This window comes from Erwinia sp. AC075 (assembly GCF_979253995.1).
Genome location: NZ_CEEDEU010000001.1, coordinates 3,435,782 through 3,456,894 on the forward strand (window position 1 = coordinate 3,435,782; position 21,113 = coordinate 3,456,894).

Below are 21,113 nucleotides of genomic sequence, written 5' to 3' on the forward strand. Positions count from 1 at the left end.
CGCCGCCAGGCGGGGGACGTTTCCTCAGTCGTCGTCCCTGTCATCATCCGGTTGTTCAAGCACGTTATACGCCACGGCACAGAACAGCGAATTCAACCGCTTCATATCCCCCAACAATCCCAGATGCAGCGAGCTGGTTTCGATGCTCTGCACGTTATGCTGATGCAGGCGATTCACATGCTTGTGGGAGTAACGGCGGTTAGTAATGCGGAAACGGTGCTTTGAGCGGCGCAGGCGCTTGGCGCTGGTCACGTCCTGCGATAAAAACACCGACAGGCCCAGCCGCAGATTGCCGGAAAGCTGTTCTATCAGCGCATCCAGCTCTTTCATCCCCTCTTCGGAGAAGGCGCGGCGCGCGGTCAGCGATTTGTCAGCCACATCGCCACTCATCCTTTCCAGAATGTCGCCGGCCATCTCCAGGTTTAACGCCATCTCGATGATTTCAGCCCAGCGGCGCGAATCTTCCTCGGGCAGATCCTCTTTCGGCATCTGCGCCAGATAGAGTTTGATCGCGGTGTACAGCACATCCACATCATCATCCAGCTTGCGGATTTCACGTTCTTCCCGCAGTTCGCCATGCACCACTTTGCTGAAGGTGGCCAGCATCTGCTCCAGCACATCGCCCATGCGCAGCGTCTCGCGCGAGGCATTGGCCAGTGCCAGCGCCGGCGTATCCAGCGCGCTGGCGTCCAGATGACGCGGTTTCAGGCGCAGATCGGTTTCCGGCTCATCGCGGATTAACGCGGTACACAGCCGGGCCATGGCATCGGCAAACGGCACCATAATCAGGCAGCGGATCAGGTTGTAGAAAACATGGAAGAAGATCACCAGTTCTTCATCGTTCACCGGCAATTTTTGCAGCCACTCTGCCAGCAGATCGATAAACGGCAGCACCAGCAGCGAACCGATAAACTTGAAGATCAGACTGCCGAGGGCCACGCGTTTCCCGGCGGCATTCGAGCCGCTGTTATTGAGCATCGCCAGCAATCCGCTGCCCAGATTGGCACCGATCACCAGACACAGCGCCACCTTGAACGAGATAACGCCGGTCGCCGTCAGCGTGGCGGTGATCAGCACCGCCGCGAGGCTGGAGTAACTGATGATGGCGAAGACGGCACCAATCAGCGCATCCAGCATTACGTCGCCGGTCAGCGAGGAGAACAGCACCTTAACGCCAGAGGCCTGGGTGATCGGCGTCGCCGCGGCAACAATCAGCTGCAGCGCCAGCAGGATCAGCCCAAGGCCAATACTGGCGCGGCCAAGCTGCCCGGCGCGCGTTTGTTTGCGCCCGAGGAAAAAGACCACGCCAAAGAAGATAAACAGCGGCGACAGCCAGGAGAGATCAAAGGTCAGGATCCGCGCCATCAGCGCAGTGCCGACGTCGGCACCGAGGATTATCACCAGCGCAGGCGTCAGCCCGACCAGTTCCTGTGCCACAAACGACGTGACCAATAACGTGGTGGCATTGCTGCTCTGGACCAGCGCGGTCACGCCAATCCCGGCGACAAAGGCCATTGGTTTTTTCGACACGCTGCGGCTGAGCACGCGGCGTAAATCCGCGCCATAGACACGCATAATGCCGGTACGAACAATGTGCGTTCCCCAGATCAGCAACGCGACAGCAGAAAGCAAATTAAGCAGGGTTAACACCGATATCGACCTCACAACTTCTCAAACTAAACGGACTGAGAGCGGATTTCTCCGCCCAGCTTACCGCAGTAAGTTTAGTCGAGTTACTGAAAAAATCTGTTTAATCAGCGTGATATATCCGCAAAATCAGGCCACTTCCCGCAGCGTAAGCTTGTCCAGATGCAGGCCAACCTGATGGCCCGCCGCATGCAGATCCGCCACCGAACGGTTAAGCACATCGACAAAAAGCTCAACCTCACGCGCTTTTACGCGATAACGGATGACGTTACCCAGCAGGCTGTGGCTGAGGATTTCAGCCGGGACCCCCTGCTCCGGTGCGCAGAAGGCCACCGATTCCGGGCGCAACGCGACCTGACTGGTGAAGGTCTCGCCGGTCAGGCGCGAAGCCTGTTCGGCACTCAGCAGGTTATAGTTACCAATAAAACCGGCGGCAAACAGGTCTACCGGCTGGGTGTAGAGCGATTCGGCGTTGCCATTCTGCACAATTTTGCCTTTGTTCATCAGCACGATGCGGTCAGAAAGCGTCAGCGCCTCTTCCTGATCGTGGGTGACAAACAGGGTGGTGAGATTGAGCTCTTTCTGGATGCGGCGGATCTGGTCGCGCAGATGGCGACGAATGCGCGCATCCAGCGCGGACAGCGGTTCATCCAGCAGCAACAGGCGCGGCCGGGTCACTAACGAACGGGCCAGCGCGACACGCTGACACTGCCCACCGGACAGCTGATGCGGATAGCGTTTGGCGTAGTCATTCAGCTCCACCAGCTCCAGCACTTCACCGACCCGGCGCTGAATATCGGCGGGGGTGCATTTCTGCATTTTCAGGCCAAAGGCGACGTTGCGTTCGACGGTCATATTCGGGAACAACGCATAGCTCTGGAACACCATGCCAATCGAGCGCTTTTGTGGGGTCAGCGGCACGATGTCCTGGCCCTGAAGCAGAATTTGCCCGCTGTCGACCGAGGTCAGGCCGGCCAGACAACGCAGCAGCGTCGATTTACCGCAGCCGCTTGGGCCCAGCAGCGTAACGAACTCCCCTTCGCTGGCGGTGAAATCAATGTCCTGAAAAATGGTCGTCGGTCCGTAGCTCTTGTTCAGTTGCGTGACGTGTAAATAAGACATCTTCAGCCTCTCTCGCGGTTCAGGGCATTCGCCAGCCAGGTCACCAGCAGCACAACAAAGAAATAGGAGATCACCAGCGCACTGCTGAAGTGACCGCTGGCATTGCGCACGTTGTAGAGGTAGACCTGCAACGTTTCATAGCTAGTGCCGACCAGCATGTTGGCAAAGACGAATTCGCCGATTAAGAATGAAAAAGAGAGCAGCACGGCAATCAGCGCGCCCTTACGCAGGTTCGGCAGAACCACCAGCAGTGCCGCTTGCCAGGTGCTGGCACCCAGCAGATTGGCGGCATCAATCAGCTCGCGCATATTGATCGCCTGCATGTTGTTGGAAATCGCCCGGTAGATAAACGGCAGCGCGATAGTGAAATAACAGCCGATCAGGATCCACGGCGTGCCGGTCAGCATCAGCGGCGGTTCGGAATAGAGCTGCAGCAAACCGACCGACGAGACCACCGGCGGCACCGCAAACGGCATCAGGATCAGAATGTTCATCACCGCATCGAGTTTCGGGAAGTAGTAGGCGATCACAAACATCGTCGGCAGTACCAGCACCAGCGAGAAGATCAGCGCGCCGAAGCAGATCAGCAGCGAATGCCCCAGCGCCACCAGGAAGCGCGGATCGCTCCACAGCTGGATCATCCATTTGAAGGTAAAGCCATCCGGCAGGATGGTTGCGCCCCAGCTGGTCGCCAGCGCATATAACAGCGTCGCCACCAGCGGCAACGCCAGGATCAGAAACACCAGCCAGACAACGATCCGGTGCCAGACATATTCCATTTTCGACATGAATCGCCTCCGTTAACGCGCGTTCTGGTAGCTGCGACGCACCAGCCACTGATGAACCACGGTGATCACCGACATCAGCGCCACCAGCACCATCGCCAGCGCACTGCCCATATTCGGATCGAGCGAGATATCGCCCGAAACCAGTGCTGCAATGCGCACCGGGATCACGTTAAAGTTTCCGGTGGTCAGGGCATAAATGGTGGCGTAAGCGCCGAGAGCATTCGCCAGCAGGATCACAAAGGTGCCGAGCAGCGCCGGCGTCAGGATCGGCAATCCGATATGCAGCCAGTAACGCATGCGGCTGGCACCGAGCAACGCGGCGGACTCTTCCCAGTCCTTCTTCAGCCCGTCAAAGGCGGGATACAGCAGCAACAGCCCAAGCGGGATCTGGAACCAGGTGTAGACCACGATCAGGCCGTCGGTGGAGTAGAGTTTGAATCCCTCCAGCAGGCCATATTTGCGCATCAGCAGCGTCAGGCAACCGTTCAGACCCAGCAGGATCACAAAGGCAAACGCCAGCGGCACCCCGGCAAAGTTACTGGTCATATTGGTAAACGACATAAAGAAGCGGTGCAGCTTGCCGCTGCCCAACTGATGCAGGGAATAGCCGCCCACCAGCGCGATCAGCAAGCCATACACGCTCGACCAGATCGAGATATCCAGCGAGAAGCGGATTGCCTGCTGATAAAAGGTCGAGGTGAAAATATCGCGGTAATTTCCCCAGCCCCAGGCTTCGTTCATCTCGCTGTAGAAGCTGTTAATCGCGATCCACACTAAAGGCGCGATCTGAAAAGCGATATAGAACAGCGCAAAGGGCAGCAGGCACAGCAGCGCTATTCCTTTGCCTTTCATCATGCGTTCTCCTGGGTGTTCAGCAGTTCCGGGCATACCGGCTTATCGTGATCGATGCCCAGGATGTCGCACAGCGTGCCGCACAGTTCGGTCTGCAACGGCGCGGCGTCTTTCTGTAACGAGAAGGCGCTGCCGAAAACAAACAGCGGCACCTGCGTTTCTTCCGGCAGGATCCCGCCGTGGCTGCGGTCATCATTCATGCCGTGATCGGCGGTGACCACCACCTGATAGCCTTCCTCCAGCCAGCCCGGCATCCAGTGCGACAGATAGCCATCGGCCATGCGGGCGCGGTTGCGGTATTGCGGCGTGGAGAGGCCAAACTTATGTCCGGCATCGTCGATGTTCATCGGGTGGATCAGCAGGAAGTCAGGGTTGAAGCGCAGGCGCAGGCTTTCCGCATCCTCGAACAGGTGCGAGTCCGGATAGCCGTCGTCAGAGTAAAAGTGGCCGTACTGAATCGGCAACGAGGCATCTTCAGTGTGGCGATCGCGGGCGGCCTGCCACGGGGAGCGATTGTAGAGTTCGCTGACCCAGTGATAGGCCGCGGCCGCCGTTGTCAGCCCGGCATCGCGCGCATAATGGAAAATACTGCGCTCTTTGCTCAGGCGGCTGACACCGTTGTGAATAATGCCGCTTTTCACCGGCGGCACGCCGGTGAGGATGCATTCGTACAAAGGACGTGAGAGCGACGGAAGCTCGCAGGTCATCTGGTAGAACTGCCCGTTCCCCTGCGCGCATTCCGCAAACAGATACCCCATGGCATGTTGCGCCACTTCATAACTCAGGCCGTCCAGCACTACCAGAATCGTTTTCATCCCGAATCCTTATTGCTTCATGTTAACAATGACATTTTCCTGCCACAGACGCGGCAGCATTTTTGATGCTTTATCCCAGGCTTCAGGATCGGCAATCGGGTGCGCATTTTTGTATTCCGCGTTAGGCAGCAATTTCGCCTGCACGTCCGCTGGCAGCGTCAGATGCTCTGCACGGATTGGACGGGCATAGCCACGCGCCAGGTTGATCTGACCGGCATCGGAGAAGATATATTCGCGCGTCAGTTTGGCGGCGTTCGGGTGCTTGGCGTATTTGTTGATGATGGTGGTGTAGCCAGAAGTGATTGAGCCGTCAGACGGGATAACCACTTCGAACTTGCTCTTATCAATCTGATCGCGGTAGTTCAGGCCATTAAAGTCCCAGACCACGGCAACCTGGATTTCACCCTTCTCAATGTTGGCAATCACCGGATCGGTTACGCCCAGACGGCCTTCTTTCGCCAGGTCACTGAAGAAGCTCAATGCCGGCTTCAGATCTTTCTCGCTACCGCCCATTGCATAGGCAGCTGCCAGCACGCCGTTCGCTGCCTGCGCCGCCACGCCAACGTCACCAATGGTCACAACGTATTTGCCTTTTTTCAGGTCAGCCCAGCTGTGCGGGATGTCTTTAACCTGATCTTTGTTGACGATAAAGGCGATGGTGCCGGTATAGGCCAGCGCCCAGTTACCCTCTTTGTCTTTTGCCCAGGCAGGAACCTGATCCCAGGTGCTGGGCTTGTACGGTTGCGCCAGGCCTTTCTGCACGGCAACCGGGCCGAACGCGGCGCCGACGTCACCGATATCGGCGGTGGCATTGCTCTTTTCAGCGGCAAATTTCGCCAGTTCCTGAGCAGAGGACATGTCGGTATCGCTGTGCTTGATACCGTATTTGCTGCTGATATCGGCCCAGGTGCCTTTCCAGTTAGCCCAGCTGTCAGGCATACCGACACTGTTGACCTGACCTTCCGCTTTCGCGGCTTTCTCCAGTGCAGCAAGGTCGGATTCGGCGGCGTGGGCGGCCGGAAGGGCAAGGAAGATGGCGCTGGCTAACACAGATGCGAACAAAGATTTCATAACTGCTGCTCCAGATGATAAGTTGAGTGGCCTTCTGGACTAGTCCAGCAAGATCCGAGCCAATCTAGCCTGGCGATATGACAGTTTTATGTCAGGGCCTTGTGGGCTGTGGACTAGTCCAACATCTCTGATAGCATTGGAATGTGGGATCTGCGCGAAGATTGTTCTGTTTATGTGCAGCTTCGCACCAAATTGAGGCTTTGATGTGATGAAAGCGTTAACTGTAGATGTCATTTGCCATACGCTGGCCGCGCGGATCGCCAGCGGTGATTTTGCGGCCAGCGGACGCCTGCCGTCGGAGCGTAGTCTGAGCGAGCAGTTCTCCACCACACGCATCACCCTGCGCGAGGCGCTGGGCCAGTTAGAGTTTCAGGGGATGATTTACCGTGAACTGCGCCGCGGCTGGTTTATCGCGCCTCCCCGGTTAGCTTACGATCCGCTGCTGCGCAGCCACTTCCATGCGATGGCTGAGCAGCAGGGCCGAAAAGCCCAAACGGAGGTGCTGGATGCGCAACGCGTTCAGGCCAGTGCCGGACTGGCCCGACAGCTGGGCATGAACGAAGGCGAGGACGTCTATCGCATCCAGCGGCTGCGGCGGATTGATGGCCGCGCGGTGCTGTATGTCGAGCACTACCTGAATCCCCAGTATTTCCCGGACCTGCTGAGCTTTGATCTCACCCGTTCCTTGACCCACCTGTATCAGGAAGAGTACGGCATCAATTACGGACGCGTGGGTTTCACCATGTTACCCGCGCCATTGCCAACCTTTGCCGCGCCGGCGCTGAAAGTGGCATCAGGCAGTCCCGCGCTGTTTATCACCCGCGTTAACCGCGATCAGCACGATCGCATCATCGACTGTGACTACGAATACTGGCGCTATGACGCGCTGTATATTGATGTGCAGGTGAGACAAGCAGAGCAAACCAGCCGCCAGCCGGCTTGCCCTGAAGAGGAAGGTTAGTCTGCGTCGTAGCCCAAATTCGGTGCCAGCCAGCGTTCAACCTCGCTGACCGCCATGCCTTTGCGGCGGGCGTAGTCTTCAATCTGATCGCGCTGCAGCTGTGCTACCGCGAAGTACTTACTGTCCGGATGGCTGAAGTACCAGCCTGATACCGCCGCGCCTGGCCACATGGCGAAGGATTCGGTCAGCTTCATCCCGGTGTGCTTCTCCACGTCCAGTAGCTTCCAGATAGTCTCTTTCTCGGTGTGTTCCGGACAGGCCGGATAACCCGGCGCCGGACGGATGCCCTGATAGTTCTCGCGGATCAGCTCGTCATTACTCAGGTTTTCCGTGGCGGCAAAGCCCCAAATCACCTTACGCACCCGCTCATGCAGGTATTCAGCAAACCCTTCTGCCAGACGGTCTGACAACGCCTTCACCATGATTTTGTTGTAGTCATCATGTTGCGCGTCAAACGCGTCGGCCAGCGCATCTTCCTCCAACCCGCCGGTGACGGCAAAGGCCCCCAGGTAATCGGCCTTACCGCTGGACTTCGGCGCGACAAAATCGGCGAGGCAATAGTTCGGGAAGCCCGTCTTTTCTGTCTGCTGACGTAAGTGATGACTCACTTGCAAAACATGGCTGCGCGACTCGTCCTCATAGATTTCAATATCGTCATCCACGCGGTTAGCCGGGAAAATCCCCACCACGCCCCGCGGATTTAAGGATTTTTTGGCGCTCAGGTCATCCAGCATCGCGTTGGCATCCGCTAGCAGCCGTCTGGCCTCTTCACCGACCACTTCATCTTCCAGAATGCGCGGATATTTACCCGCCAGCGACCAGGTCATAAAGAATGGCGTCCAGTCGATGTAATGTCGCAGAGTTTCGATGTTAGCACTTACTTCGCTTACACCCATTCTGTGTGCTACGGGTGGCGTGTAGGTTGCCCAGTCAAATGGCAGATCGTTGTCCCTGGCAACCTGCAGGCTGACCGGCGGCGTTCGCGGCTTCTTACGTCCATGCTGGATCCGCACCGTGTCGTACTCTTTGCGCGTGCGCGCAACAAAGTCATCGCGCTGGGCGGCGGACAGCAGGGCCGACACCACGCCAACGGTACGCGAGGCATTTTGTACATAGACAACCGGACCACTGTAATTCTGTTCGATTTTCACCGCGGTATGCGCTTTCGAGGTGGTCGCCCCACCGATCAGCAGCGGCAGCGTAAAGCCCTGGCGCTCCATCTCTTTCGCCACGTTGACCATTTCATCCAGCGATGGCGTGATCAGACCGGACAGGCCAATGATGTCGGCGTTATGTTCGCGGGCGGTTTTAAGGATTTTATCGCTCGGCACCATCACGCCCAGGTCGATGATTTCATAGTTATTACACTGCAAAACCACGCCGACAATGTTTTTGCCGATGTCATGCACATCGCCCTTCACCGTCGCCAGCACGATCTTGCCGTTGGTGCTGCCCTTCTCTTTGCTGGCTTCAATATAGGGTTCGAGATAGGCCACCGCCTGCTTCATCACGCGGGCCGATTTCACCACCTGCGGCAGGAACATTTTGCCTTCGCCAAACAGATCGCCGACCACGTTCATCCCGGCCATTAACGGCCCTTCAATCACTTCGATCGGGCGGCTGGCATTCTGGCGGGCGGCTTCGGTATCTTCTTCGATAAATTCGGTAATGCCCTTAACCAGCGAGTACTCAAGGCGTTTTTCAACCTCCCAGTTGCGCCATTCGGCCTGCGGTTTGGTGCTGCCTTCGTCGGATTTGGTGCCACGGTATTTTTCGGCAATCTCCAGCAGACGCTCGGTTCCCTGATCGGTGCGGTTAAGCACCACATCTTCCACCGCATGACGCAGGTCTTCGTCCAGGTCGTCGTATATCGCCAGCTGACCGGCGTTAACGATGCCCATATCCATACCGTTACGGATGGCGTAATACAGGAACACCGCGTGGATGGCTTCACGCACCGGTTCGTTGCCGCGGAAGGAGAAGGAAACGTTCGAGACGCCGCCGGAAATCATCGCGTGCGGCAGTTCGCGTTTGATGTCTTCACAGGCGCCAATAAAGTCCATCGCGTAGTTGTTATGCTCTTCAATCCCGGTCGCTACCGCGAAGATATTTGGGTCGAAAATGATGTCTTCAGGCGGGAAACCGACCTCTTCGGTCAGGATCTTGTAGGCCCGACGGCAGATCTCGATTTTACGTTCACGGGTGTCTGCCTGACCGATTTCATCAAAGGCCATCACCACCATCGCGGCACCGTAACGGCGTACCAGCCTGGCGTGATGCTTAAAGGCGTCGACGCCCTCTTTCATCGAGATCGAGTTAACGATGCCCTTGCCCTGGATGCACTGCAGGCCTTTTTCAATCACCTCCCATTTTGAGGAGTCGATCATGATCGGCACGCGGGCAATATCCGGCTCGCCGGCGATCAGATTGAGGAAGCGCACCATCGCCGCTTCCGCATCCAGCATCCCTTCGTCCATATTGATATCGATAATCTGCGCGCCGCTTTGTACCTGCTGCAGCGCAACTTCCAGCGCTTCGTTATATTTATCTTCTTTAATCAGACGCTTGAATTTGGCTGAGCCGGTGACGTTGGTGCGTTCGCCGACGTTCACAAACAGCGAGTCGGCGCTGATGGTCAGCGGCTCAAGGCCCGCCAGGCGACAGGCGACCGGCAACTCAGGCAGCGCACGTGGCGCCACGCCTTCAATCACTTTCGCCATTGCCGCAATATGCTCAGGCGTGGTGCCACAGCAGCCGCCGACAATGTTCAGGAAGCCAGACTGCGCCCATTCGCCGATCTGCTCCGCCATAATCTTCGCATCCAGATCGTATTCACCGAAGGCATTTGGTAAACCGGCGTTAGGGTGGGCAGTGACGTAGCCTTCGGCTATGCGCGAGAGTTCAGCCACGTACTGACGCAGCTCGTCCGGGCCCAGCGCGCAGTTCAGGCCAAAGGAGAGCGGCCTGGCATGGCGCAGTGAGTTATAGAACGCTTCCGTCGTCTGGCCAGACAGCGTACGACCAGACGCATCGGTAATGGTGCCGGAAATCATCAGCGGCAGCGTAATGCCCAGCGCTTCAAATTCGCTTTCGACGGCAAAGATGGCGGCTTTGGCATTCAGGGTGTCGAAAACGGTTTCGATCATGATGATGTCGCAACCGCCTTCCACCAGCGCGCGGGTGGATTCGCGGTAGGCGTCCACCAGCTGATTGAAGGTCACGTTGCGGAAAGCAGGATCGTTGACGTCGGGCGATATTGAGCAGGTGCGGTTGGTCGGGCCGAGCACGCCCGCCACGTAGCGCGGGCGATCCGGCGTGCGCGCGGTCCATTCATCGGCGGCGGCGCGTGCCAGTTTGGCGGCGGCAAAGTTAATTTCTGCCGACAGCGACGCCATATGGTAATCCGCCATGGCGATGGTGGTGGAGTTGAAGGTGTTGGTTTCCAGAATATCGGCACCCGCTTCCAGATAAGCGTGGTGGATCTCGCTGATAATGTCCGGACGGGTCAGCACCAGCAGGTCATTGTTTCCTTTAAGATCGCTTTGCCAGTCGGCAAAACGCTGACCGCGAAAATCGGCCTCGTCCAGCTTATAACTCTGGATCATGGTGCCCATGCCGCCATCAAGCAGCATGATACGTTTCGCCAGCTGCTGCTGCAGTGCTTCAATTCTGTTGCTCACTCTCGCCCCTTCAACGTCTACCCACTGGCAACACGGCCAGCTGAACATACTGGCACAACTTTTGAGCGGGTAAAAGAAATCGACGGTGAGACATTTTCAGGCAAAGCGCCAACACCTCCGACCAGTAAAGCTCACGTTGCATTATTAACCAATAAAACGAAAATGATTTCCACATGGTGAAAATTAAGGAGTCAGATATGGCGACCCCCGTCGTGGTTAAACGCGGTAAAAAACCCCGCGCGGCTGCTGCTCAGCCCGCCCAACCAGCCGGACAGGTTCAGTCACTGACCCGTGGCCTGAAGCTTTTGGAATTTATCGCTGATTCGCACGGCAGCGTGGCGTTAACCGAGCTGGCACAACAGGCCGGCTTGCCCAACTCCACCACGCATCGCCTGCTGACCACCATGCAACAGCAGGGCTTTGTCCGCCAGGTGGGCGATCTGGGGTTGTGGACCATCGGTGCGCATGCCTTTGTGGTCGGCAGCAGCTTTTTACAGAGCCGCAATCTGCTGGCGCTGGTCCATCCGATGCTGCGCCAGCTGATGGAAGACTCCGGCGAAACCGTCAATCTGGCGGTGCTGGACCTGAGCGATCGCCAGGCGGTGATTATTGACCAGGTGCAGTGTACGCAGCTGATGCGGATGTCCGCGCCGATTGGCGGCAAGCTGCCGATGCACGCCTCCGGCGCGGGCAAAGCGTTCCTCGCCAATCTGAATGATGCGCAGGTCAGCGAGCTGCTGCACCGTCAGGGCTTACATCACTACACGCCAAAAACCCTGATGTCGCCGCACAGCTTAAAAGAGAACCTCGCGCAGGTACGCAAAGTGGGCTTCTCCTTCGATGATGAAGAACATGCGCTGGGCCTGCGCTGCGTGGCGGCCTGCATTTATGACGAGCACCACGAACCGTTTGCCGCGATTTCGATTTCCGGCCCGATTTCCAGAGTGACCGATGACCGGGTGACCGAGATGGGTGCGCTGGTGATAAAAGCCGCGAAAGAGATCACCCGCGAATACGGCGGCGCGCGCTAAACAAAATTTGAACCAGATCACAATTACCGCCGATTCCCCGCTGTTCTGATTGCGTCCTCAGCGCATTCCCCCAACAATGCTAAGGAAAGATGTTACCGGTAACAACGCCAGCGAGCGTCGTGCCTTTGCTATTTTGGAGCTGAGCTATGAGCAATCAACACCACCGAATCTACGTCATCATGGGGGTTTCCGGCAGCGGAAAATCGGCCGTGGCGTCAAGCGTCGCCCGCCAGCTCTCGGCAGGCATGCTGGATGGCGATTTCCTGCATCCCCGCGATAACATTCAGAAAATGGCCTCAGGCGAAGCGTTAAATGACGGCGACCGCGCGCCGTGGCTGACGGCGCTCAACAATGCCGCCTTTGCCATGCAGCGTACTAACAGCGTGTCGATTATCGTCTGCTCCGCGCTGAAAAAGCAGTATCGCGACCGTCTGCGCGCCGGTAACAGCAACCTTTCGTTTGTCTATCTGCATGGCGATTTCCCGGTGATTGAAGCGCGCCTGGCCGCCCGCAGCGGGCATTTCTTCAAAACCCAGATGCTGGTCAGTCAGTTTGCCGCGCTGGAACAGCCGGGCGTCGAAGAGAGTGACGTCAAAATCATCGACATCAATCAACCGCTGGAGCAGGTGATTGCCGCCACGGTTGAGCATATCCAGCTCTTCCAGCCACAGGAAGCCTGCGCATGAACAGCGTTCACCCCGCCATTGCCCGCGTCACACAGCGCATTATCGATCGCTCGGCTGAGACCCGCGCTGCCTATCTGAAGCGTATCGACGCAGCCCGATCCAAAACCGTGCAGCGTGCCAAGCTGGCCTGCGGCAACCTTGCCCATGGCTTTGCCACCTGCCAGCCAGACGATAAGGCATCGCTGAAAAATATGGTGCGCAGCAATATCGCCATCATTACCGCCTATAACGATATGCTCTCCGCCCACCAACCTTACGAGGTTTACCCGGATAAAATTCGCCGCGCCCTGAATCAGGTCGGTGCCGTGGGTCAGGTGGCGGGTGGCGTGCCCGCAATGTGCGACGGCGTAACGCAGGGCCAGGACGGCATGGAGCTGTCGCTGATGAGCCGCGATATCATCGCCATGTCTTCGGCTGTCGGCCTGTCACACAATATGTTCGATGGCGCGCTGTTCCTTGGCATCTGCGACAAAATCATTCCCGGTCTGGTGATGTCCGCCCTGTCCTTTGGTCATCTGCCGGCGCTGTTTATTCCCGCCGGACCAATGAGCAGCGGGCTGCCCAATAAAGAAAAGGTCCGCGTTCGCCAGCTGTATGCCGAAGGGAAAGCCGATCGCCATGCGCTGCTGGAAGCGGAAGCCGCCTCCTATCACGGCATTGGCACCTGCACCTTCTACGGCACCGCGAACACCAACCAGATGGTGATGGAAGTGATGGGCATGCATCTGCCGGGTTCGTCATTTATCCATCCTGATACGCCACTGCGCGACGCGCTGACCGATGCCGCTGCCCGCCAGGTCACGCGCCTGACCGAAATGTCCGGCAACTATCTGCCGTTAGGCAAACTGGTTGATGAAAAAGTGGTGGTGAACGGGATTGTGGCGCTGCTGGCGACCGGTGGCTCCACCAACCTGACCATGCATATGGTGGCGATGGCCCGCGCGGCGGGAATACAGATTAACTGGGATGATTTCTCCGACCTTTCCGAAGCTATTCCGCTGCTTTGCCGGATCTATCCCAATGGCCCGGCCGACATTAATCAGTTCCAGGCTTCCGGCGGCGTGGCGCTGCTGGTGCGGGAACTGCTGGCGCACGGCCTGCTGCATGAAGAGGTGCATACCGTGGCCGGTTTTGGCTTGCAGCGTTATACCCAGGAACCGTGGCTGGAAAACGGCCAGCTGGCGTGGCGGGACGGCCCGGAAGTGTCACTTGATGACAAGGTGATCGCCAGGGTTGCGCAGCCTTTCGAGCAGCATGGCGGCACCAAGGTGCTGCAGGGAAATCTGGGCCGCGCAGTGATGAAAACCTCTGCCGTGCCGGCGGATAACCAGATCATTACCGCGCCTGCGGTGGTGTTTGAAAGCCAGCATGACGTGCTGCCCGCCTTCGAGGCCGGTGAATTAAACAAAGATTGTGTGGTGGTGGTGCGTTTCCAGGGCCCACAGGCCAACGGCATGCCGGAGCTGCATAAGCTGATGCCACCGCTCGGCGTATTGATGGATCGCGGCTTTAAGGTGGCGCTGGTCACCGATGGCCGCTTATCTGGCGCATCTGGCAAGGTGCCTTCCGCCATCCATGTGACGCCTGAGGCCTACACCGGCGGACTGCTGGCGAAAGTGCAAAACGGGGACATCATTCGGGTCAATGGCCGCACTGGCGAGCTGGAACTGCAGGTTGATCCGCAGGTTCTGCATGACCGAATGGCTTATCAGCCTGATTTAAGCGCTGAACATATCGGCTCCGGGCGCGAATTATTTGGCGCGTTGCGTAGTCAGCTTTCCGGTGCCGAACAGGGCGCCTGCTGCATCAAATTTTAACGGAGAATAGGCTAATGAATAACTGGAAAATCAGTGCTGAGCAGATCCTGACCTCAGGTCCGGTGGTCCCGGTCATCGTGATCAATAAGCTGGAGCACGCGGTGCCGCTGGCTAAAGCCTTAGTGGCGGGCGGTGTTCGCGTGCTGGAAGTGACGCTGCGTACCGCCTGCGCCCTTGACGCCATCCGCGCCATTGCCAAAGAAGTCCCGGACGCGATCGTTGGGGCCGGCACGGTGATCAACCCGCAGCAGCTGCGCGAGGTGACCGAAGCGGGCGCGCAGTTCGCCATCAGCCCAGGTCTGACTGAGGATCTTCTGCAGGCCGCAAACGCCGGCACGATCCCGCTGATCCCTGGGATCAGCACCGTGTCCGAGCTGATGCTGGGACTGGATCAGGGTTTGCGTGAGTTTAAATTCTTCCCGGCGGAAGCCAACGGCGGCGTGAAAGCGTTGCAGGCCATCGCCGGTCCATTCCCTCAGGTTCGCTTCTGCCCGACGGGCGGCATTTCACCGGCGAATTACCGTGACTATCTGGCGCTTAACAGCGTGCATTGTATCGGCGGCTCCTGGCTGGTGCCGAATGACGCGCTGGAGAGCGGCGATTACGATCGCATCACCTCGCTGGCACGTGAAGCGGTAGCAGGCGCCTCCGCCTGATCCTGACGCAGAGCCTGGCTTTCGGTCAGGCTCTGCGGATAACGCTGGCAGAAGCGCTGCCGGCGACGATAGGCAAAAACATCCTCAATATGCCCTTCCGCAATACGCTGCTGCAGGTTTTGCCAGAACGCAGCGGTAAATAATTCCCCATGCATCTCATCAAACAGCCGCGCAATCGCCGGATCGGCACAAAGATAGTGGCGAAATTCTTCCGGGAAAACATCTTCAGGCGACACGCTGTACCAGGGTTCATGGCTCAGCTCATCCTCCGGATAGCGCGGCGCGGGGATCTGCCGGAAATTCACCTCGGTCATGTAGCTGATCTCGTCGTAATCATAAAACACCACCCGACCGTGACGGGTGACACCAAAGTTCTTGAAGAGCATATCGCCGGGGAAAATATTGGCGGCGGCCAGCTGTTTAACCGCATTGCCATACTCTTCAATCGCTTCCCGCCGTTGCTGCACATCTGCCTGTTCCAGCCACAGATTCAGCGGCGTCATTTTGCGTTCGAGGTACAAATGGCTGATCACCAGCTTGTCGCCCTGCGGCTGCAATTTTTCCGGGATCTCCTGCTGCAACGCCTGTAACAGCGCAGGGCTGATACGCGCCTTGTCGACGGCGAAGTTTTCAAACTCCTGCGTATCCGCCATGCGCCCAACGCGGTCGTGTTCCTTGACCAGCTGATAGCACGCGCGGACGCGCGCCGGCGTCACCTCCTTTTGTGGTGCAAAGCGGTCTTTGATCACCTTAAAAACCCGGTCATATCCCGGCAGGGTGAATACCAGCATCACCAGTCCCCGCACGCCAGGCGCAATGATAAATTCGTCCTCAGTCGCGCGCATATACTGCAAATACTCGCGGTAACACTCGGTTTTGCCATGCTTCTGGCAACCGATCGCCATATACAGCTCGGCGGTGGTTTTTCCCGGCAGGATTTCGCGCAGCCACTCCACCAGCGCGGCGGGTAGCGGCGCGTAAACCATAAAATAGGCGCGGGCAAAGCCGAACACGATGCTGGCTTCGCGCTTGCGCGTCAGACAGGTATCAATAAACAGTTCGCCCCGATCGCTGCGGTGGATCGGCAACAGAAAGGCATAGACACCCGACGCCAGATGCAGTTTTGCCACCAGCCAGGCGGCTTTATTGCGGTAGAACAGCTCGTTGGCCACTTCAAGCGATGCGCCAGCCAGCTGCTGCGCGCTGAAGTTTTCCTGCAGATGGGCGATCACAAAGCCGATATCCCGCGGGCAGTCCTGCCACGGCAGGCGTAACGGCAGATCGTGCAGCACCCGGCTCAGCAGTGCCTGCCAGTCGCCGTGGGCGTGGAAGGTTTTCGCTAACGGACGCGGAAGGGTGCGAAAGCGTCTCTGCGGCTGTGAGCTGAAGATAAACAGCCGCTCGGGCGTCAGCAGTTGATGCCCAAACAGACGGCAATAGACGGAATTAAAGAAGCTTTCAGCGATTTCAAACCGGGGATAGTCGGGCAGCAGGTCGGTGTAAATCGCCTTCACCCGCAACAGAAAAGCATCGTCATTCACCTGCTCCCCGGTAATGCAGCGCAATTGCTCCACTACCAGACCCACATGGCGATCGTACAGATGAATACGGGCTTTCATTGCCGCCTGTACCGCAGGCCAGTCGGCCTGTTCAAAACGGTGCTGGGCCCCGGCAGTCACTTCCAGAAACCGGCCATACTGCGCATCAAATCCCTGCAGGATGGTGTGTGCGATCAGCGTTTCTCGTTGCGGCATGGGGCCCCCGTTGTTCCACTCAGAACTGCTGTTCTTCCGTTGATCCGGTCAGCGCGGTCACTGACGAGACGCCGCCCTGGATGATATTGGTGACGCTGTCAAAATAACCGGTTCCGACTTCCTGCTGATGGGAGGAGAAGGTGTAACCCTGCTCCCGCGCGGCAAACTCCGGCTGCTGCACTTTTTCCACGTAATGGCGCATCCCTTCCCCTTCGGCGTAGCTGCGGGCAAGATCGAACATGTTGAACCACATGCTGTGGATGCCCGCCAGGGTAATAAACTGGAAGCGGTAACCCATTTCACTCAGCGACTGCTGGAAATGCGCGATGGTGTTGTCATCGAGGTTCTTCTTCCAGTTAAACGAAGGCGAGCAGTTATAGGCCAGCAGCTTGCCCGGGAAACGGGCATGAATAGCGTCGGCAAAGCGCTTCGCCAGCGACAAATCCGGCGTCGAGGTTTCGCACCACAGCACATCGGCATAGGGCGCGTAAGCCAGCCCGCGACTGATCGCTTGCTCAATACCGGCATGCGTTTTAAAGAAGCCTTCAGGCGTGCGCTCGCCGGTGATAAATTCGCGGTCATAGTCATCGCAGTCGGAGGTGATTAAGTCGGCGGCATCCGCGTCAGTGCGGGCAATCAGCACCGTTGGCACCGCCATCACATCCGCCGCCAGCCTTGCCGCAACCAGCTTCTGAATCGCTTCCTGGGTGGGCACCAGCACCTTGCCGCCCATATGGCCGCATTTTTTCACCGACGCCAGCTGATCCTCAAAATGCACCCCGCCTGCCCCGGCCTGAATCATCGCCTTCATCAGTTCAAAGGCATTCAGCACGCCGCCAAAGCCCGCTTCTGCATCGGCAACGATCGGCAGGTAATAATCCACATGACGCGCGTCGCCAGGTTCAATCTGATTGGCCCACTGGATCTGATCGGCTCGCTGGAAGGTGTTGTTAATGCGTTCAACCACCGATGGCACCGAGTTGGCCGGGTAGAGCGACTGATCGGGATACATGCTGCCGGCGAGGTTGGCATCCGCCGCCACCTGCCAGCCGGAGAGATACACCGCCTCGATCCCCGCTTTCGCCTGCTGCAGTGCCTGGCCGCCGGTCAGCGCGCCAAGGCTGTTGATATAGCCCTTCTTCGACCCACCGTTCAGCAGATGCCACAGTTTTTGTGCTCCCAGCTGTGCCAGAGTGCAGGCCGGATTAACCGAGCCGCGCAGCCTCACCACCTCTTCCGCTGTGTAAGGACGGGTAATGCCTTCCCAGCGTGCATCGTTCCAGGATTGCGTCAGGTGTTCGATCTGTTGGGTACGAGATGTCATAGCAAATTCTCCGGTCGATCAGTGAAGTAAGCTGTAGCCCGGCAGAGTCAGGAACTCCACCAGTTCAGGTTCAGTGGTGATGCGTTCCATCAGTTCGGCGGCTTCACAGAAGCGCCCCTGAGAGAAGCGTTGGTCGCCAAGCTCTTGCTGGATCACCAGCATCTCTTCGGCCAGCATCTGGCGGAACAGCGCTTCGGTCACCTGCTCACCGCTTTGCAGCGTTTTGCCGTGGCGGATCCACTGCCAGATCGAGGTGCGGGAGATTTCGGCCGTCGCGGCATCTTCCATCAATCCGTACACCGGCACGCAGCCATTGCCGGAGATCCACGCTTCGATGTACTGCACGGCCACGCGAATGTTGGCGCGCATACCAGCCTCGGTCCTTTCACCGTCACAGGGCGCCAGCAGCTGTTCCGCGGTGATGGCTGCGTCGTCGTCCCGTAGCACGTCCAGCTGATTGGGTTTGTCGCCCAGCACCCGATCGAACACCGCCGTGACCGTATCTGCCAGCCCGGGGTGAGCAATCCAGGTGCCGTCGTGGCCGTTGGTCGCCTCACGCTCTTTATCGGTCTTCACCCGGTTGAGCACCCACTGGTTGCGCTCCTGATCTTTGCTCGGGATAAAGGCCGCCATTCCGCCCATCGCAAACGCGCCCCGGCGGTGACAGGTTCTGATCAGCAGCCGCGAGTAGGCATCGAGGAAGCCTTTTTCCATCGTCACCGACTGGCGATCGGGCAATACGCGGTCCGGGTGATTTTTCAGGGTTTTGATATAGCTGAAGATGTAGTCCCAGCGACCGCAGTTCAGGCCGACGATATGATCGCGCAGGCTGAAAAGGATCTCGTCCATCTGGAAGACCGCCGGCAGCGTCTCGATCAACAGCGTGGCCTTGATCGTGCCGCGTGGCAGATCGAAACGATCCTCAGCAAAACTGAACACCTCGCTCCACCAGGCCGCTTCCTGCCAACTCTGGGTTTTTGGCAAGTAAAAATAGGGACCGCTGCCTTTGGCCAGCAACGCGTCAACGTTGTGGAAAAAGTAGAGCGCGAAATCAAACAGGCTGCCGGGGATAGCGTCACCGCGCCAGGTGACATGTTTCTCAGGCAGGTGCAGACCGCGAACGCGGCACACCAGCACCGCAGGATCCGGCTTCAGTTGGTAGATCTTCCCGGCTTCATTGCAGTAACTGATGGTGCCGGTAACCGCATCACGCAGGTTGATCTGCCCTTCGATCACTTTGTCCCACGAGGGTGCCAGCGAGTCTTCGAAGTCAGCCATAAAAACGTTCACGTTGGCATTCAGGGCATTGATTACCATCTTGCGTTCAACCGGACCGGTGATCTCGACCCGGCGATTGAGCAGGTCAGCGGGAATGCCGCGAATTTTCCACTCGCTTTGCTTAATGGAATTCGTTTCCGAAATAAATCCTGGCAACTCACCGGCATCATATCGCTGCTGCTGCTGCTTCCTGGCATTCAGTAATTCATTGCGACGCGGGGTGAAGCGCGTCACCAGTTCAGTCAGGAATTCAACTGCCGTATCGGTCAGGATTTGCCGCTCTTTCGGGCCTGATGGGCGCTGGAACGCCAAATCTGTGCTGATAACCTGTTGTGTCATCTCTTCACTCCCAGCCTGGTTGCATTCTCAGAAGGTCGGTTTCGTCATTGGGTGATTTTTAACCCGTAAATCAACATACAATTTTTTAAATTACAAAATCAAAAACTATTTCCATTTTAATGCGAAATGCAATTTAACTTATTGAAAAATAATTGTTTAAAGTTTTGTTATTACAGGAAGGGAGTTTCAATGAAGGATTTCAGAGCCGTAGTGATGGTGTAAGTCTCGGAAGATTAACGGGATAAATACTCGGGCGTGACAGATTTCAGGCAATAAAAAAGGGCCAGCCTTTTTCAGAGACTGACCCTTTCTTTGCGACTCGCCGGTTTATTCCAGGCTGGGATTCATATGGCGCAGATCGAACGGCGTGATCTGGTAAACGTAATAGTTCAGCCAGTTTGAAAACAGCAGGTTACCATGACTACGCCAGCTGGCGCGCGGCGTGAGCTGAGGATTATTCTGCGGGAAATAATTATACGGAATATCGGGGTTCAGACCGGCTTCAAAGTCGCGATGAAATTCTCCCGACAAGGTCAGTGCATCATACTCAGGATGCCCGGTGACAAACGCCAGCCGCTTGTCTTTACTGGCAAACAGATAGGCGCCGGTTTGTTCCGATTCAGCAAAAATTTCCAGATCGGTGTAATCCCGCAGCAATTGCGAAGGGAAATCCGCATAGCGCGAATGTGGCGCCAGGAAGTTATCGTCAAAGCCACGGGTTAATAATGCATGAGGATGCAGGATCTGGTGGTCGTAAACGCCTGACAGCTTGGTTTCACGCGTTTGCTTTGGAATGCCATAAAGGATGTTCAATGCCGCCTGAACCGCCCAACAGACAAACAGCGTCGAGGTCACGTGCTCTTTCGCCCAGTGAAGCACGCGCTGGATCTGCGGCCAGTAGGCCACATCATTAAAATCAACCAGCCCCAACGGCGCGCCGGTGACAATCAGGCCATCGTAGTTGTCATGCTGAATGTCTTCAAAGTTGCAGTAGAAGTTATTCAGGTGCTCCATTGGCGTGTTGCGGGTTTCACGGCTGTCGATGCGCAGCAGCTGGATATCAATTTGTAGCGGCGAGTTGGAAAGCAGGCGGAGAAACTGATTCTCAGTCTCAATCTTTTTCGGCATCAGATTCAGTACCAGCACTTTCAACGGACGGATTTCCTGCGTGCTGGCCCGGGTAGAGGTCATCACAAAGACATTCTCGTTACGCAGAAAATTCACTGCTGGTAGTTCATCGGGTACCCTGATTGGCATAACCTTGCTTCCTCATTTATCCATTCATACGTTTA

At 57.3% G+C, this 21,113-nt stretch carries 16 protein-coding genes; 5 read left to right on the forward strand and 11 right to left on the reverse strand.

The window, feature by feature from the left end:
* Window positions 1-24 precede the first annotated feature (24 nt).
* The 6 genes from AC0IXH_RS16190 to AC0IXH_RS16215 form a co-directional block, all read right to left on the reverse strand.
* Entirely contained in the window at window positions 25-1,650 is a 1,626-nt protein-coding gene (locus AC0IXH_RS16190) for a Na/Pi cotransporter family protein (protein WP_134823222.1), read from the reverse strand.
* A 126-nt stretch (window positions 1,651-1,776) separates the two neighbouring features.
* Window positions 1,777-2,769 carry an ABC transporter ATP-binding protein gene (locus AC0IXH_RS16195; protein WP_471720718.1) on the reverse strand — a complete coding sequence of 331 codons (993 nt, stop codon included), beginning with the start codon at window positions 2,767-2,769 and terminating at the stop codon, window positions 1,777-1,779.
* 2 nt (window positions 2,770-2,771) lie between these two features.
* Window positions 2,772-3,557, reverse strand: a complete 786-nt coding sequence (locus AC0IXH_RS16200; protein WP_013200331.1) for an ABC transporter permease — start codon at window positions 3,555-3,557, stop codon at window positions 2,772-2,774.
* 12 nt (window positions 3,558-3,569) lie between these two features.
* Window positions 3,570-4,409 (reverse strand): ABC transporter permease, encoded by an 840-nt coding sequence (locus AC0IXH_RS16205; RefSeq protein ID WP_013200330.1) that lies wholly within the window; start codon window positions 4,407-4,409, stop codon window positions 3,570-3,572.
* Entirely contained in the window at window positions 4,409-5,224 is an 816-nt protein-coding gene (locus AC0IXH_RS16210) for an alkaline phosphatase family protein (protein ID WP_134823220.1), read from the reverse strand. Before AC0IXH_RS16210 ends, AC0IXH_RS16205 begins: the two co-directional genes overlap by 1 nt.
* 9 nt (window positions 5,225-5,233) lie before the next feature.
* A complete protein-coding gene (locus AC0IXH_RS16215; protein WP_013200328.1) occupies window positions 5,234-6,295 on the reverse strand; it encodes an ABC transporter substrate-binding protein in 1,062 nt (353 codons plus the stop codon).
* Between the two features lie 208 nt (window positions 6,296-6,503).
* Between AC0IXH_RS16215 and AC0IXH_RS16220 the strand changes: the two genes are divergently transcribed.
* A complete protein-coding gene (locus tag AC0IXH_RS16220; protein WP_471720719.1) occupies window positions 6,504-7,256 on the forward strand; it encodes a UTRA domain-containing protein in 753 nt (250 codons plus the stop codon).
* Here the strand turns inward: AC0IXH_RS16220 and metH are convergent.
* Window positions 7,253-10,936: a methionine synthase gene (metH, locus tag AC0IXH_RS16225; protein ID WP_471720720.1), complete on the reverse strand. Its 3,684-nt coding sequence runs from the start codon at window positions 10,934-10,936 to the stop codon at window positions 7,253-7,255. The two genes, AC0IXH_RS16220 and metH, sit on opposite strands and share 4 nt — an antisense overlap.
* A gap of 197 nt (window positions 10,937-11,133) precedes the next feature.
* Between metH and iclR the strand changes: the two genes are divergently transcribed.
* The 4 genes from iclR (at window position 11,134) to AC0IXH_RS16245 (ending at window position 15,126) form a co-directional block, all read left to right on the forward strand.
* Complete coding sequence (iclR, locus tag AC0IXH_RS16230; protein ID WP_013200325.1) at window positions 11,134-11,967, forward strand: glyoxylate bypass operon transcriptional repressor IclR; 834 nt, start codon at window positions 11,134-11,136, stop codon at window positions 11,965-11,967.
* Between the two features lie 146 nt (window positions 11,968-12,113).
* Window positions 12,114-12,653 carry a gluconokinase gene (gene gntK, locus AC0IXH_RS16235; protein WP_471720721.1) on the forward strand — a complete coding sequence of 180 codons (540 nt, stop codon included), beginning with the start codon at window positions 12,114-12,116 and terminating at the stop codon, window positions 12,651-12,653.
* The gene (gene edd / locus AC0IXH_RS16240; protein ID WP_471720722.1) at window positions 12,650-14,470 is read left to right on the forward strand and encodes a phosphogluconate dehydratase; all 1,821 of its coding nucleotides are present in this window, start codon (window positions 12,650-12,652) and stop codon (window positions 14,468-14,470) included. The genes gntK and edd overlap by 4 nt, the downstream gene beginning before the upstream one ends.
* 14 nt (window positions 14,471-14,484) lie before the next feature.
* On the forward strand, window positions 14,485-15,126 hold the full coding sequence (locus tag AC0IXH_RS16245) for a bifunctional 4-hydroxy-2-oxoglutarate aldolase/2-dehydro-3-deoxy-phosphogluconate aldolase (RefSeq protein WP_041691858.1): 642 nt from the start codon (window positions 14,485-14,487) through the stop codon (window positions 15,124-15,126).
* On the opposite strand, the gene aceK is transcribed toward AC0IXH_RS16245, so the two are convergent.
* The 4 genes from aceK to metA form a co-directional block, all read right to left on the reverse strand.
* A complete protein-coding gene (aceK, locus tag AC0IXH_RS16250; protein ID WP_471720723.1) occupies window positions 15,072-16,880 on the reverse strand; it encodes a bifunctional isocitrate dehydrogenase kinase/phosphatase in 1,809 nt (602 codons plus the stop codon). The genes AC0IXH_RS16245 and aceK overlap by 55 nt on opposite strands.
* Before the next feature lie 19 nt (window positions 16,881-16,899).
* On the reverse strand, window positions 16,900-18,204 hold the full coding sequence (gene aceA, locus AC0IXH_RS16255; protein WP_471720724.1) for an isocitrate lyase: 1,305 nt from the start codon (window positions 18,202-18,204) through the stop codon (window positions 16,900-16,902).
* Between the two features lie 18 nt (window positions 18,205-18,222).
* On the reverse strand, window positions 18,223-19,821 hold the full coding sequence (gene aceB / locus AC0IXH_RS16260; RefSeq protein ID WP_471720725.1) for a malate synthase A: 1,599 nt from the start codon (window positions 19,819-19,821) through the stop codon (window positions 18,223-18,225).
* A 327-nt stretch (window positions 19,822-20,148) separates the two neighbouring features.
* Complete coding sequence (gene metA / locus AC0IXH_RS16265) at window positions 20,149-21,078, reverse strand: homoserine O-acetyltransferase MetA (protein WP_013200319.1); 930 nt, start codon at window positions 21,076-21,078, stop codon at window positions 20,149-20,151.
* Window positions 21,079-21,113 lie beyond the last annotated feature (35 nt).

Excerpts from the sequence above, each read along its gene's own strand:
- AC0IXH_RS16205 (WP_013200330.1), bottom strand. The coding sequence starts at position 4,409 with ATGAAAGGCAAAGGAATAGCGCTGCTGTGCCTGCTGCCCTTTGCGCTG.
- iclR (WP_013200325.1), top strand. The coding sequence starts at position 11,134 with ATGGCGACCCCCGTCGTGGTTAAACGCGGTAAAAAACCCCGCGCGGCT.
- AC0IXH_RS16200 (WP_013200331.1), bottom strand. The coding sequence starts at position 3,557 with ATGTCGAAAATGGAATATGTCTGGCACCGGATCGTTGTCTGGCTGGTG.
- AC0IXH_RS16220 (WP_471720719.1), top strand. The coding sequence starts at position 6,504 with ATGAAAGCGTTAACTGTAGATGTCATTTGCCATACGCTGGCCGCGCGG.
- AC0IXH_RS16210 (WP_134823220.1), bottom strand. The coding sequence starts at position 5,224 with ATGAAAACGATTCTGGTAGTGCTGGACGGCCTGAGTTATGAAGTGGCG.
- AC0IXH_RS16215 (WP_013200328.1), bottom strand. The coding sequence starts at position 6,295 with ATGAAATCTTTGTTCGCATCTGTGTTAGCCAGCGCCATCTTCCTTGCC.
- aceA (WP_471720724.1), bottom strand. The coding sequence starts at position 18,204 with ATGACATCTCGTACCCAACAGATCGAACACCTGACGCAATCCTGGAAC.
- aceK (WP_471720723.1), bottom strand. The coding sequence starts at position 16,880 with ATGCCGCAACGAGAAACGCTGATCGCACACACCATCCTGCAGGGATTT.
- aceB (WP_471720725.1), bottom strand. The coding sequence starts at position 19,821 with ATGACACAACAGGTTATCAGCACAGATTTGGCGTTCCAGCGCCCATCA.
- metA (WP_013200319.1), bottom strand. The coding sequence starts at position 21,078 with ATGCCAATCAGGGTACCCGATGAACTACCAGCAGTGAATTTTCTGCGT.
- edd (WP_471720722.1), top strand. The coding sequence starts at position 12,650 with ATGAACAGCGTTCACCCCGCCATTGCCCGCGTCACACAGCGCATTATC.
- gntK (WP_471720721.1), top strand. The coding sequence starts at position 12,114 with ATGAGCAATCAACACCACCGAATCTACGTCATCATGGGGGTTTCCGGC.
- AC0IXH_RS16195 (WP_471720718.1), bottom strand. The coding sequence starts at position 2,769 with ATGTCTTATTTACACGTCACGCAACTGAACAAGAGCTACGGACCGACG.
- AC0IXH_RS16245 (WP_041691858.1), top strand. The coding sequence starts at position 14,485 with ATGAATAACTGGAAAATCAGTGCTGAGCAGATCCTGACCTCAGGTCCG.